The organism is Tunturiibacter empetritectus, from assembly GCF_014201375.1.
Classification (GTDB): domain Bacteria; phylum Acidobacteriota; class Terriglobia; order Terriglobales; family Acidobacteriaceae; genus Edaphobacter; species Edaphobacter lichenicola_D.
Map to the genome: position 1 here is coordinate 77,788 of NZ_JACHDZ010000002.1, position 14,908 is coordinate 92,695.

Genomic DNA, 14,908 nt, shown 5'->3' on the forward strand with positions numbered 1-14,908 from the left:
TGACAAGACGTAATAGCTATATATAGTGATATTTCACGGTGCGCAATCGAACCATAGTGTGTCCGGAGGCCACATATCTCTTTTGGCGTTGTTTTAGAACCTTGGTACATTGAAAAAATTGGTCTGACCATATTTTCTGTATACTGAATTTCATTGATTGAAATTATGGAGCGTCCTTTTATGAAACGAAGCCAGGATAATTCGTATGAGATTGAGTCAGTCGCAAGGGCTTGCCGACTTATCCGTATCCTTCAGGACGAAGGCAGCCTGCCCCTCTATGAAGTCGCCGCACGAGCGGCCTTGAGCAGACCGACCACATTTCGCCTGCTCGCAACTCTTCATACCCACAACATTCTTACGAAGAACGCGGCACGTCGTTATAGTTTGGTCAGCAACTCACGGAAGCGTACGCGCTTCAGAATCGGCTACGCTGCACAAACCAGCGAATTCGCCTTCTCCCGAGCGGTAACTCGTGGTCTGATCGAAAGTGCAGCCAAATTAGACGTCGAGTTGATTGTCATGGACAATCAGTACAGCCCCATGGTCGCGCTCACGAACGCCGACAAACTTCTGGCGGACGGAATCGATCTCATTATGGAGTTTCAAACCGATGCCTTGGTAGCGCCACTCATCTCCGCACGAGCGATCGAGCGAAAGGTGCCACTCATCGCGATAGAAATCCCGCATCCTAACGCCACGTTCTTTGGCGTGAACAATTGCCAGGCAGGTTTGGTTGCTGGGCGGTATTTGGGAAAGTGGGCTGAAAAACACTGGAAGGGACGGGTCGATGAAGTTTTGTTGATAGGCTTGCCACAAGCTGGGTCTTTGCCGGAAGCGAGACTCACTGGAAGTCTCCTAGGTATCCGAGAGGTGCTCCCTAACTTGATGGAATCGAAAATTTCTGTCATTAGTGGAAACGGCCAACTCGAAGCAAGTCGAATGGCTGTAGGCCGCCATCTCGCCTCTTCGTCTGCTAAGCGAATTCTTGTAAGCGCGATCAACGATCCCAGCGCGCTGGGCGCTTTGGCAGCATTTACAGATGCCAGTCGCCTTCAAGACTGCGTGATTGTAGGTCAAAATGGCTCCGTTGAGGCTCGTCTGGAGATGCGTAAACCAGGCACTCGCCTCATCGGATCCGTTGGATACTTCCCTGAGAAGTATGGTGATCAACTACTTGCCCTCGCAATGAACATCCTGGAGCATCGCGATCCAGTGCCACAGGCCATATTCATAAAGCATCAATTGCTCACAGCGAGCAATTTGAAGCAATACTACGGACGCGAGACAAAGGCTTCCAAAGCAAGTTGACCACCATCACATCTGCGAACCAGTTTTATAGGACCAGGTCAAATAGTCTCATCCGTTTTACGATACATCCTATTCAACACGTCTCCAACGGGAGCGGGGCGTGTCATAGACATGTTCGTGTTGTCGCATGTAGAAGCCAAAAGAGCGTTCTGAGCACTGTTGTCTCTGAGCACTGTTGTCATTGATATGCAATCGAGGGCATCCAGCTAACCAACGCGCCCGAAGGTGACAGACCGCTTTGGTTCCCGACCACAAACTGAAGCGTGTCCCCCTTAGCGACGACTACAGTTGCTAAGGTCGGCACGCCGATTTGATCGTTTGCTCCGAGTGTGTACCAACTGTTGGCTGAGCCCCATACCCACCCTGGATTCGTTCCTCCGTGGTAAATCCCCACCTGCGCGGGTGTACCTGTTGAGTTCTTTAGCACCCAACCGGTCACATGTATAGTCCCAGCCTGCGGGGCGGTCCAAAAGCGCGCAGTCCAGCAGTTCGTGCAAGTGTCAGGCTGCATGTCGAAGTTGTTGATGAACGCGCCCGTGTTCCAGATCCACGTACCGGTTGCAGAGTTGTAGGTAGGAGTATTGACGAGCCACGCTGACCCATTCCAGTATTCGTAATTCCACTGGTATTGCCCTTGTGTGCCGCTGAACTGAGACAAGGAGTTATATAGACCGTTCGATCCGAAGTTAATATTGTTTGTAAGGGTCTGGTAAGCTGAGTTCGCCCGTACGACGAAACCGTTGCAACTTTGAGGTGTGTCCGAATACAAATTGTTTTGCACAGTCATCTGTGTCTGAGGGCTATAAGCGACACTGATATCTCCATAGTAGCCATATGTAGCAGTGGGATTTGCCGGCACAGTACACACTGCTTGTGTTGAATTGTCGTAGAAAGTCGAGTTGGACACTTCAAACTGAAAATTCGTAGAGGCCGTGCAATCTTTAAAACACAGGTTTTCAGCTCCCTCGATTCCGGCAGCTGCATTCTTGTAAAAATAATTGCCGCGCCACCGAAGTTGAGTTTCCTGATTGTCATAAACGAAGGCAGCGTTGTCGTTTGCGTTGGTAAAGGCATCGTTATATGAAAGTACGTTATTAAACGTGACATTTGAAGCGGCCACGAGATAAACGGCTGCTCCGCAGCGGCCATTGACATCGCCTTGTGTCCAGGAGCCGTCCGTGACTACTACGTTCTCAATGTTTGCGAACACAAAGCAATCGCTAAAATTGGATGCCGTGACGTTCTTCATCAATACATTTTGTTGAGCATTAGGATATCCATTGTTTACCTGTTGTGCGTTTGCATAGCCCGCGGTCAGGTAGATCGCACCAGCCTTAGAGATGGTAATGTTTGAAAAGGTTATGCCACTGATCACGTATTGATTGCTGGCAATCAATGTGGGAGGATTTGTGTTCATTCCGTCGATTAGAATCGCGGAAACGGTCCCTGCCATATCGTGAATATTAAGATTCTGTAGAACTAAGCCTTGATTACCCAATTGGCTAAAGTTAATATGAATTCCGTTCAGACCTCCTGTCATTGACAGATTCGTTATCGTCCAAAAAGATGGATTTATCAGGGAAACTGCCGAAAGTTGCGAGCCCGGATTTATCACTGGGTAGTTCGTCGAACAGGAGCTCGCTGGATAGCAACCAAGAATAACCGGATTACCGCTGGCACCGTTACCTAAAGGAGCGATTTGCGATGCCCAGCTACCTCCGGACTGGAGCAGGATCTGGTCTCCCTGACTAAACGTGCTTCCATTTACATTTGTGAAGTCACACCAGGGTGCAGTTGAGCTAGTGCCCGCGTTTGCGTTGCTGCATCCTGTATTACTTATGTAATAGAGTGTATTACTAGGATAAACTGTAGCGAACGCGCTGTCGCTTGCAAGTAAAAGCATTACGGCTGCGGCGAAAATAACAAGAATATTGACATCTAACTGCGCCACTTTTTTCGGGCGGATGTCACTTTTTTCATGAGCGCATAAAGGGAGGATAAATCGTTGCATCAAATCTATCCTCTTCAACTCGCAAATTGTCATGAGAAATCTCCCAAAAGCTTCCAAATAGTCGTCGCCTAATGTACAGAGCTAAAACCTACTTGACTAGAATCAATGGTAGAAGAAATGAGCATTTCACATAATGAAATGTTCGTGGTCGAATCCTTAGGCATTCTTGTGTTCATTTGAACCTTAACGCTTGGCGAGCTTCTACCAAATTTCAACAGCCAAAACTTCGTCGCGTCTCTAGATGAAACAGCTAAACTGATCGTGTCCCCTCGCAAGACGATTATCATGTTCCTCCGTTTAGCAGCATGACCGTTACCTCGCGTTCAAGATTCGCCAGTTCCGTGTCGAATTATCAAATCCATCGTGACCTTTGGGGCGAGGAGGCTCGGATATGGTCGCGCATCAAACCGAAATGAGGTTGGGCAATTGTTGGCAGCAGGTTTTTTCTCGCGTAAACCCCGCTGGGAGCTAGCCGTTGGTTAGGTAGGTCAACGTTGGATTGTACTTCGGATCCCCCGAGGGTGAGTCGTTTTCCCGTTTATTTGTTTGTCCAAAATTGTGCCTTTAGCACCGCCCGAGATCGTGATGCAAAATAATGAGAGTGTAATCTTTCGTAAGGATGTAGTCTCGGCGGAGGTAAAACGCCTCGCCAGCATTGGTCGAAGCTGCTGATCTAATAAGCCTTCCAGTCACCTCGTTATGGTCTTGACTTCTTTGATAAGACATCAACCATTTGCCATAGATCGTTTTCGATCTTCTATTTCAAAAGTGCTAGCAGGTTCATTCTTCATTTTTTGCGGCCAAAGCACGGTTGAAGCAATGTCTTGCGATACGCACCAGTTCACCTGCTTGCAACCACCTGTCACTCTCTTCGCGCAACTCTCCTGTTCCGTCTGGAAAGACTCGGGCATATTCATATTTGGTACCCAGTAGTTCTGGACAGAACCATAAATCATTGCTTCGATTACATTTGAGAAAGTAGTGCATCACCCGGGTCCACAACTCCTCAAAAATTGGTACAGATGGATGATCGCCTTGCCCAATATCTACCTGCATGCAGCAGCGGTTCCCAATGCGGCCATGCACCAAAGCTGTTCGCGAAAATACAGGTTCCAAGAACGCAAGGCGACGCGGTAAATCTCCGTAAAGCATCTCCTGGCCGGTAAACCAATGTGAAAAGTCCCCTGTCAGCAACAATTCGGGCGTCCTCCGGATCAACTGTACGGTTCTCCATGCATCCTGTGTGATGGAACCGCGGTGTGTTTCAATTAAGATTGGTACGCCGTGTCGCGAGGAGGCAGTCAAGATGCTCTTCACGAGCACGTCGCACTCTCTCTCGGACTCGTAACCGTAACCGGCGATGCAAGACGCCATAACCGCACCACGAGATCTGCACTCATTCGCAAAAGAGTCCGCCGCAGCAGCTGAAGGAACAACTCCGCTTGCAATCACAGCTAAGCCTGTATCGCGACAATAGTCAGCATCGCCACCTTGGACTGCCTCATAGCCCGCCAATTTAACCTCCCGATATTTGTCGCGCTCACTACCATGCGGTCCTAACGAAAACGCTGGCAAATCCGTAAAATTTCCGGCTACAATTCCAATGCGAAGACGCTTCGCCGCCGAGTTTACATTCAGCAAATCCGCCCCCGTTTACCCGCGCGGCTATGGCCCGAAGGATTTTCGCCAATCCATCGCTCGTCTGCTGGTTCGCTAGCTAATTGATAGCGAGAATCGGACGAAAGCCGGAGGCGGTTGGAGCGATTGTCCATTCCCCCGTGTACCAAGTCCATGCAAAAGATAACAACGTCTCCAACTTCATACTCGGCAACCAGCCAGCGCCCTCCCAACGACTCTCGGATAAGGTTTGGATCTTCTGAGAGCCAACCGTTATAACCGTTTGCTGTCAGTGCGGGATCGTTTGGACGGTTTTCGCAATAGCTATCGACATCTCTAGACCCGTATGTTTCGCGTAGGCGGCCGTTTGTGTGACTGTTTTCCAGAACCATCAGGCCACCAGTAAGGAAGTCGACGTCGCCAAGAGGCACCCAAGCCGTATACAGGTTTCTAGTGCCTCTGCCCATAAACACGATGTCGCAATGCGAAGGAGTTCCCAAACCGGGCGAGAGACAGCGCAGCCATGTGAAATCGAAATGGAGTACGGGGCCGCCAAGGAATCGACGGAACAACCGCATGAGATTGCAATTCGTGTCATACAAAAGCTGCTGAAGTGGCTGATTGTTTTTCTGAGCCAACTCAGGCTGAAATGAGAGCTTTATATCCGATTTCGGAACTCCATCCATGAGCGGCATCCCGGGATCCAATTGTCCGTCACTTTGAAGGCTATCAAGAACCGTCTTGCGCGCGTGCAGAACCAAATCTTGTTCCAACACTCCTCTGAGCAACAAGTAGCCGTCTTCGCGCATTCGCTCCTGCATCAACTCGCGCCTCTGTAATAAGGCGTTGGCATCGCGCATAAGGCCCAACTGACGTTCGCCCTGTCCCAATCGCTGCCCACATGAGAATAGCTCTGGCAAAATCGCACTTGTTATCATGTTCAAGTCCCCTGCATCGGCTGACCGTCTGCGAAGCGAACTCTATTCCTTGCGCTCTACCTTCTACAATGCACCTCGTGTCTTCGCATATATACTTTCTGCTCAAGCATGAACCTTTCACAGCAGCATTACTTTTCCGTTAGCCGTAAGGATCGCGCTTGGGGCTTGTACCTGACCGGCACAGGCCGCATCATCGTGCGACCCCGACAACCTTACCCTCCACCCGGACACCCAGCAGGTTATGATTTCGACTGGAAGCGCGGACGTATTCTGGATGAATTCATTCTGCTTTTCATCACAGCGGGATCTGGCAGCTTTGAATCGGCGCGCGACGGTAAGGTTCAAGTCGAAGCTGGTAATCTGCTTCTTGTCAACCCGGGCGAGTGGCACCGGTACCGACCCGACATCTCAGCGGGGTGGACTGAGTATTGGGCTACATTCGATGGGGAAATGGCTCGTCTTTGGCGCAAAGAAGGATTGCTGCCCGCGACATCGATGTTGCGAGGCTGCGCAGAGAGTGTGGTCCATCTCTTCGTTGATCTGCTCGCTGCCGCTGACCACGATGCACGTTCGACACCCTTTCTAGCGGGTCTTTGCCACGCTATTGTTGCGCAAGCAGCTTCCTTTAAACCGTCTCACCCAGAATTTGTAGAAGATGAGACTCAAAGACTGCGCGACGCAGCAGATTTCTTGCGGCGCCATTTCGGGAGTGTCAATTCCTCGTCTCTCGCGCTCAGTTGCGGAATGGCTTGTAGCACTTTTCGGCGGAAGTTCCGAAGCTATTTTGGAGTGTCTCCCCAACGATATGCTCGTGAACAACAAGTCGCCCGTGCCAAGCGAATGCTTATAGAGACCAGCATGCCCATCAAAGCTATCGCTGCTGAGCTTAATTTTTCGAGTGAGTTCTATTTCATGCGAACATTTAAGCAAATCGCGGGATTAACCCCCGGTGGCTGGCGAAGGCAGAGTTTTCAGGCACCCCGAAATCAAGACAATTGAATAGATTCGGGCTGATGTTCGTTTGTCTAATGCCCGTTGAACAGAGATCGGTCTAACATTTTGGAAACCGTTAAGAGGTTCAACACGTCGCTTAACAAGACTTCCTGCATTACGTTTTTGCTACGAATCGAACACTCTCCGCTGAGAGGAGGCGCGACGTAAACACCCTAGAACTACGGTCGTTTCGAGCATCGTAGCTACGTATCGGTGTCGAGCTGAAGGAAGAGAGATCATCGGTTCGATCCCGAAGAGAACATACGATCAAGTTGCCGGCAATATTCATGGAGAAAAGAAGAACCAGCTATCTTTGTTCGCCTCAACGACATGTCAAAGTGGTGAGTTTAAGCTGCTGCTGAAGCTCAAGGCCAATGATGGGGATGTAAAGAGGTGTGTAATGCTCAATAAAAACTGCCTCTGGCCGCCATTACTCCTACACCTTTCGGCATTACTGCCGTGGCTGTTAAATGGCTTTTAGAGTGCTGGTGAGGGATTAAAAAGTTACGTCAAATAGGTTATATGGCATGGAAGAGATCACCAAGATTGGATCCAGCAGACAAGTGGCTTGTGAAAGAACTTATCTATCGCAAGGGAGCGCAAGGGTGCTGAATCTTCTTGGCTTAATGGTGGCAAACCTGCGGATGGGGAAGTTCGGGATGGAATCAGTTCTAAGAGTTGATGCCTCGCGAGTGAATCGGACGCCATTACTTCCACAGCGACAGTGGGTCAGATACACGAATACTACGAAAGACTGGGCCACGAAGCAGCGTCCGCGGTGAGAAGCAGTTGAAAGAAGCGCATCAAGCTTGGATAAATGGATGGACCATGGAGATGAAAAGCAAGGACAAACTAGACATCTAAAAAACGATCACTAAGCGTATTGATTTGGTCATCTCAGGGAGCGATCCGATGCTATGGTCTCGCGTTTCGGCCCACATTTCTTTGATAGGTGGCCGTGTTCGATGGAGGTGCGCAGCGTAGATTTACCAAGCACTCATCATATATTGAGGGAAACGAGCTAATGACGAACATGATTTCACTACATCAAGCCGGCGTTCGGTCAGCGCTGAAAATTACTGCAATCTTTATTTACTGCATGTCGCTCACAGGGTGCCTCGTTGCAGGAGTTTCCAGCAATGGCGGAGCGTTTATATGGCCCAGTGGGTTGGGATTGGTCGTAATAATCCTGGTTATAGTCTTTCTTCTCCGGCGTCGCTAGCAATAGGCTTCAGGAACTCGGATCGGCTGAACTGACCTTTCTTAGCTCTATCGAGGTCATCAAGTTCGATCTTAATTAACGCTGAAGTGCCCCGAAGAATCTTCCTGACTCTATCGATCGCAACTACCTCAGTAATCGTGGGCGCGCCATCGTCTTCTAACGTTTTTGATGATCTAAAGCACTCAGTCCGGACTGGATTCCGTCAAGGATTTCATCAAAAAGCTGTGACGCAGTTCTCAGCACAATAACGACCTACCTTTCTTTACAGGCAGCCCAACCGATTTCATCGGAGGCTCTTGTCGCACGGTATACGGATGACCCATGTTGCACACATGGACTGTCTCATCATTTGGAAGTTCGCCTTCGGTCTCACGATGTCCGATAGTTTGATAGCACGTGCGGCAAATTGAATCGAAAGAAGAATCCAGATTAGATCGGTGAGTAAATCCCATCCGCTCGTTCATATCGATGACTTTGGGTATTTGCGTGGGCTACAAAATCTAGGCGATTCTGTCTTATAAATTCTTCCCTCATGACGACCCGGGTAAGACTAGGACAGACATAACTGTTCATTCTACATTTTAAATGCAGCTTATAAACAGTGACACAGACTCAGTTTACCCACCTGTCCCCTCCTATTAGTCGCTCAACCGTCGCTATTGAACGAACTTTTCGGCGTCCGGGGTTTGCCCTTGTGCTTTTGTAATGATTGGCAACTACCGACGACCATACGCCTTCCGCTTAGGATTGATGGTCTGATTATAGAACGAAGGCAATCGTGATTGAAATATTGCTCCGGTTAGCTGTCGTGCGCGGAGTCTTCCCTATCAATGGACGCGCACTGTTGTAGTCGTCCAGACCACCTGCTTCAATTGATGTGGCTAGCGCGGCGGCCTGGCGAAACATGATTGCGAGACCCTCGCCCGTGATCGCGTCGATCGATCCAGAAGCGTTTCCCACTAAAAACATCGAGCCATAACCTGATCGGCCTCGTTATTCCTGAACCAGCCGAAATGTTAGTCTCCGACCAAATCTGACCTGATTAAGGGGAGGCTTTGGATGAAGAAGAAGCGTTTTTCTGTGGAGCAGATAGTCGGTATCTTGAAGCAGGCGCAGGTGGGTGTTCCTGTGGCTGAGGTGATCCGGAAGGCTGGGATCAGCGAGCAGACGTTCTACCGATGGAAGGCGAAGTACGCTGGCCTGGAAGTGGACGAGGTTCGGAAGATGGCGCAGTTGCAAGAAGAGAACATGCGCCTGAAGCAGTTGGTAGCGGAGCTAACGCTGGACAAGACGATGCTGCAGGATGTGCTCTCAAAAAAATGGTGAAGCCTTCGCGGCGTGGACCGATGGTAGAGCGTCTGGTTGGAAGCTATCTGGTGAGCGAGCGGCGTGCCTGCCGTGTGCTTCGCTTGGCAAGAGCGACCTACCGATATCGCAGCTGCCTCGATCCACGGACTGAGCTGCGGATGCGAATCCGCGAGATCGCTCAGGCAAGAGTGCGCTATGGATATCGCAAGATCCGCGTGCTGTTGAACCGTGAAGGCTGGGATGTGGGCAAGTATCTGGTGTACCGGCTATATAAGGAGGAAGGCCTGATGCTGAAGAGGATGAAGCCTGCCGGGAAGCGCAAAGCATCACAGCAGCGTGAAGAGAAGTTGAAGGCGACCGGACCGGATCAGGCCTGGAGTATGGACTTCGTCTCTGACCAGCTTCAGGACGGAACGCGCTTCCGCTCGTTGACGATCGTCGATGTGTTTACCCGCGAAGCCGTGGCGATCGACGCTGGGCAGAGTCTAAAGGGAGAGGATGTTGTACGAACGCTGAACCGGCTGAAGTCCAGCCGTGGAGTCCCGAAGGTGCTGTTCTGCGACAACGGCAGCGAGTTCACCAGTCAGGCCATGGATCTGTGGGCGTATCGGAACGGCGTGAAGATCGACTTCTCCAGGCCCGGCAAGCCAACCGACAATGCGTTCGTTGAAAGCTTCAATGGTACGTTTCGATCGGAGTGCCTGAACATCCACTGGTTCATGGATCTAAAGGAGGCCAAGCAGCTGATCGAAGCATGGAGACAGGAATACAATGAGAGTCGTCCTCACGCATCTCTCGATGACAGGACACCAAGCGAGTTCGCCAGCCAGATCGCGGCTCGCCGCGATCTGGCTGCAACCTAAACAGGTCGAGGACTAACGCTAAGCTTGGTACAAGAAAACTAGGCCCTTCAAAGCCGCGCTACACTAACAAACAATCTGGTTCAAAAGATCGGGCAGCCCAGGTGCGCAGGTGGTCTATCAAGCCGATACGGTGAAGTTGATGCTCGTTGCCGTAGGTCACGAGGAGGATTTCGCGTTCGGTACGGATGAGGTGATCCAGCATCTGGAGGGCTGACCATTCGTTGGAAGTGGGGCGGAAGGCGAGCCGCTCGGATGCCCAATGGCTGAGCTCGTCGATGAGCTCGCGCTTCTGCTGTTCGATCATAGCGAAGTTAGCCATGGGAAGTTGGGTACAGCATACCTCAGGAGATATGGCTCAGGTGGTACGCTTTTGACCCGACGAAATGGGGGCGAGGTATGTGGCGGCGGCTTTGAAGGTGAATTTTGGCCTATGGATCGGTAGGCTTCAATTTGATCCCCTTTGCTGAAATCGCTCGAGCCATGAAAAGGTAAAGGTCTCACTATGTTCAGTGACATCCTCCCCACCGTGTTTCACTGAGCACTCAGTGCAGGCGTCCGTGTCGGTTCAATCGATGCGAGCCGCAGATTACTGGCAAGGGGATCGCGCAAATGAAATTTGCAATCTGTGACGTTGGACGAAATGCGAGAAGAATTGCTTGAACGCTTCCTTACGGCAATTGATCCCTTCGTTGCTAGAGCTAACAGCATGATGAGGTGACGCTAGCCGTCTATGCGGGTGAAGAGGAGACCGAGATGCGCTCTCCCTCGTCGGAAGTGAAGAGAATAGGGCACAATCTGATGAAAGACCGGTTAAGCCGCACTCGTCCTGTCTATTGCACCGTCAATGTCATTGGTTGCATGTGGACTAATCCTGTTGTAGTCGCGGCGGTCACCTGAACCGTGTAATTGCCAGCTGTCGGTCCTGCGCTGGTGGCCGTCCCAATCGTCTGGTTGACTCCTGCTCCACATCCTGCGATAAGAAGCGTGAAGGCTGTCATGGCGAGGGCTGCGCCGAACCTGCTCAATCGCCTGCGGAAAAATAGAAGGATGCCGGAGATTGGCAGGAGGAGATCGGCAGTTGCAGTCGTGGAGGAGACTACTGTAATTGTAATGCTGCCGGTAGCTGCAGCGGCGGGGGTCAGCGTGGCGGGCGAGAAGCTGCAGTTGGCACTGGCAGGGAGACCGGAGCAACTGAGTTTCAGCTGCTGGTTGAATCCATTTTGCGGGGCGATGGTAAAGCCAATCTGTCCGGAGGCTCCCGGTGCCAAAGTCATTGCAGTTTGACTTAGCTGCAGCGAAAAATCCTGTGGCGCCGGAGGGGGTGGCGCCGTGGCAGCCACGCTAATGGTTAGCGGAGCTGAGACGGATGCAGCGTCGTTGGCATCCCCACTGTAGTTCGCGACGATGGTTTGAATGCCTGCGTTGAGGCTAGTGGTGATGCTGGCAAGTCCATGAGAGAGCGACACGACGCCGAGTGTGTCGGCGGCATTGCGGAATGTGATGGTTCCAGTCGCAGACGGGGTCGAGGTGCTTACTATCGCGGTGAGAGTGAGAGTTTGACCTGCAGTGAGTTGAGTAGAGGACGCATTGAGGGCCGTCGTGGTGCTGGCGGGGGCTGGTGGTTGAGGCACAATGGGCGGAGCAACAGGAGGCTGCGTCACGGTTACGGACAGGATGGCAGAGGTTGAGGCTGTGTGGGTCGCGTCGCCGCTGTAAACGGCTATGATGTCGTGAACTCCTGCAGCAAGATTGGAATCAATGAAAGTAGCGGCTCCATTTGCGAGGGGCACGGAGGCCAAGGCGGTCGCGCCGTCACTTAGTATCACCGTACCGGTAGGCGTGCCGGTTGCGGAACTGACGGAGAGGGAGAGGGCGAGATTTTGTTGCGTTGTGATCTGAGTGCTGGAAGCTGTGAGCGTCGTCGTTGTGGCGGCTGGCGCGGGTTGTGCTACGGTCACAATCGCCGCGTTTGAATGGGAGGTCGCGTCATTCGCATCGCCGTTGTAATCTGCAGTGATGGTGTGAGGGCCGGCGCTGAGAGCTGACGTGCTCAGGCTAGCGCTGCCACTGGTGAGGGTAGCAGTTCCTATGCGGGTTCCGCCGTCGTTGAAGGCTACCGTACCTGTTGGGGAACCTGAGCCTGAGACGATTGCGCTGAGAATGACGCTTTGGCCGATTGTGGGCTGCGAAGGTGTTGCAAAGAGCACGGTTGAGGTGCTGAGAGGAGCGGGCTTCGTCAGCGTGACAGTCACGGGGCTCGACGTAGAGGTAGCGTCGCTGGGATCTCCGCCATAGACCGCAGTGAGTGTATGAGAGCCGGCGCTGAGAGCTGACGTGCTGAAGATGGCTTTGTTGCCGGAAAGCGTTGCGCTACCGATGGTGCTGCTTCCGTCTTTGAAAGACACGATCCCCGTCGGCGAACCTGAGCCTGAGACTACAGCTGTAAGAGTTAGAGCCTGTCCGGTGTTTAGCGTCGTTGAGGATGCCGTAAGCGTGGTTGTTGTAACTGATGGAGGCGCTGCAGCGGGAGTAAAAGCAAAAAGCGTGGCCGAGTAGCCTGCGAAGCTGTAGGCGATCGTCTCATTGTTGATAGGTGCATTAGTTTCCGAGACAATCTGTTGTAAATTTGCGCTAGAGTAGCTGTAGACAGAGGCAGTAGCCGGCAGAGAAACGCCGGTAAGGGCGACGGTTGTGCTGATCGCAGCACCCGTCTTATTCAAGATGAGAATGGTTACGACGCTATCTGACGTTCGTTGCGCGGCGTAGACCGAAAGCTGGCTCTGATCGGAGCTGGCCGCATCGACCCAGGTGTCTCCGTATTGTTCCCCGTTGCCGTCATAGTTGCGATACATCCTGAAGGCGTAGGCGATTGGATCAGTCGGAGCCGGAGCGCTCCACATGTTCGCAAAGCCGAGCTGTTCGCGTCCAAAGATTCCCAGAACATCCATCTCGGCTATCGCATCGACGATCGACTTCCTCCCACTGTCGATGGAGTACTCCGATAAGGCGATCTTGGTGCCGGGGTAGTATTGGCTGACCCATCCCTTAAACCGCGGCAGCAACTGCATGGGTCCGTTGAAGACATACTGTTCTACCCACGTGCCGCCGTTGAAGGTTGGATCCCAAAGAGTCCGTGTGGAAGCAAGCTGTGCCGTGGCGGACGACACGTCGAAATAATAATGCTCGTCAAAATAGTCAAGGATGCGGCTACCGTTCGTCGCCTGATACGCGGCCATCTGCTGAAGGTAGTATTGGCCCGCCAGAAGGCCGCCCTGTTTGGTCGTATCGCCAACCCAGCCGCCTAAGGTGAAGTCAGAAGGCCCGAGAACCATGGCCGATGGATCGACCTGTTTGATCGCCGCGGCATACTGTTCTCCTAGTTGTGTAATGGTGGGATAGTCCGCCCCACTGGGCAGAACATCCCGATGGGTGTTGCCCCATCCTAAAGGTTCGTTGTCCAGTTGATAGAAGGCGACTCCGCCCTGAGCTGCAGGTCCGAAGGTTCCCACCAGGTGTTGTAGCCAGCCTTTCTGCAGACCGATGGAGTTGTCGATATGGTTTGCGTAGATATTGTTATCAATCAGCTGAGTTCCGTTAGATGCGATGCTGTTGCCGCAGTTATCCCCATTCGGATGAACATAGGGATTGGTCGATTGCTGCGCGCCGTAGACAGAGACAGGGAAGCTGCAGTTCCACGCTGCGGATTTATTGACGAACGGAATGATGGGAATAGTGATCAGCGCATTCGCCGGCTGATAGGTGCGAATCATCTGATCGGCGGAGCCGCCTGGCGTAGGATTGGCGGTCCCACTGCCGCCCATAAAGTACCAATCGAAGCCCGCATTACTCGAGTCAACCTGCCAGTTGTAACGTGTAGTGCCGTCTCCGCCCCAACGGATATTCGGGACTGCGATCTCTTTCGCATACGTTGCATCGAGACCGTAGTTTGCGATGCCGTAAACCTGCGCGCTGATCGGATGTCTTCCGCTAGAAACGTTGACCGATAGTGTCGGTGGAGCGCTGGCTTGTCCTAGTGCTGTCGCGGACGCGGCAACGCATGCGACTAGTAGCTGAATGCATAGGGTGCCGACGTCGGATCGCATGGGGAGGCGTCTCACAATCGAGCGAAGATGATCTGCTCTGTCAGCGTAGATGGCCCGGTACAGCATCTGTATACAACCTAAGTTGTAGGAAGGCTGTAGGTCGACGATGCCCGTTTAGGCCACTCGTCTGATAATGCTATACGCCCGATACCGTGCTGCCTAGGGAGACAACCGCGAACGGACGAAAACCGGTGATCACGGTTCCGATACACGTACGTCTTTGCGTGCTGAGAAGCAGAAAAATCGCAGCTTATCCTGGCATCCCCGCCCGAAAGGATGTGGACATGGAATAGCACAGCGGAAAGCCGAGCATGTGCAGCGGATGGCCGAGTACGAAGACGAGCAGAAGCGCGAAGAGGGGGAACGTAAAGCCGTAGTTTCGAGCGCTAGCAAAAAGGAGCACGAAGCCCAGCAATCCCGCCAAGCGAAAAGCGTAAAGCAGGGCTCGAAATGGTGAGGTCGGCCAGAAGGCACGATGCCGGAACTTTCTGCACGAACGCATCGTACAGACAAGGCATGGGGCGTGCATCTTTAGTCTTCCTCTC

Annotated in this window: 8 protein-coding genes; 3 read left to right on the forward strand and 5 right to left on the reverse strand. The window is 52.2% G+C overall.

All coding sequences use genetic code 11. From position 1 onward, the window contains the following. Positions 1–180 precede the first annotated feature (180 nt). Positions 181–1,308, forward strand: coding sequence for a substrate-binding domain-containing protein (locus HDF10_RS06400; protein ID WP_183811747.1), 1,128 nt, complete (start codon positions 181–183; stop codon positions 1,306–1,308). Positions 1,309–1,486: 178 nt separating this feature from the next. On the opposite strand, the gene HDF10_RS06405 is transcribed toward HDF10_RS06400, so the two are convergent. The 3 genes from HDF10_RS06405 to HDF10_RS06415 form a co-directional block, all read right to left on the reverse strand. Next, positions 1,487–3,319, reverse strand: coding sequence for a hypothetical protein (locus HDF10_RS06405; RefSeq protein WP_183811749.1), 1,833 nt, complete (start codon positions 3,317–3,319; stop codon positions 1,487–1,489). A gap of 780 nt (positions 3,320–4,099) precedes the next feature. Next, the gene (locus tag HDF10_RS06410) at positions 4,100–4,960 is read right to left on the reverse strand and encodes a hypothetical protein (RefSeq protein WP_183811751.1); all 861 of its coding nucleotides are present in this window, start codon (positions 4,958–4,960) and stop codon (positions 4,100–4,102) included. After that, complete coding sequence (locus HDF10_RS06415; protein WP_260177698.1) at positions 4,954–5,796, reverse strand: phytanoyl-CoA dioxygenase family protein; 843 nt, start codon at positions 5,794–5,796, stop codon at positions 4,954–4,956. The genes HDF10_RS06410 and HDF10_RS06415 overlap by 7 nt, the downstream gene beginning before the upstream one ends. Before the next feature lie 186 nt (positions 5,797–5,982). Between HDF10_RS06415 and HDF10_RS06420 the strand changes: the two genes are divergently transcribed. Then, entirely contained in the window at positions 5,983–6,873 is an 891-nt protein-coding gene (locus HDF10_RS06420; RefSeq protein WP_183811753.1) for an AraC family transcriptional regulator, read from the forward strand. 2,275 nt (positions 6,874–9,148) lie between these two features. Next, positions 9,149–10,260, forward strand: a protein-coding gene (locus HDF10_RS06425; protein WP_183811755.1) for an IS3 family transposase whose coding sequence is annotated in 2 segments (ribosomal slippage) — positions 9,149–9,401 and positions 9,401–10,260 — 1,113 coding nt in all. Because the reading frame shifts where the segments join, the coding sequence is not laid out codon by codon here. Positions 10,261–10,318: 58 nt separating this feature from the next. On the opposite strand, the gene HDF10_RS06430 is transcribed toward HDF10_RS06425, so the two are convergent. Both HDF10_RS06430 and HDF10_RS06435 read right to left on the reverse strand, forming a co-directional pair. After that, the gene (locus tag HDF10_RS06430; RefSeq protein ID WP_183811757.1) at positions 10,319–10,564 is read right to left on the reverse strand and encodes a hypothetical protein; all 246 of its coding nucleotides are present in this window, start codon (positions 10,562–10,564) and stop codon (positions 10,319–10,321) included. Positions 10,565–11,090: 526 nt separating this feature from the next. Next, positions 11,091–14,363, reverse strand: coding sequence for an Ig-like domain repeat protein (locus HDF10_RS06435; RefSeq protein WP_183811759.1), 3,273 nt, complete (start codon positions 14,361–14,363; stop codon positions 11,091–11,093). Positions 14,364–14,908 lie beyond the last annotated feature (545 nt).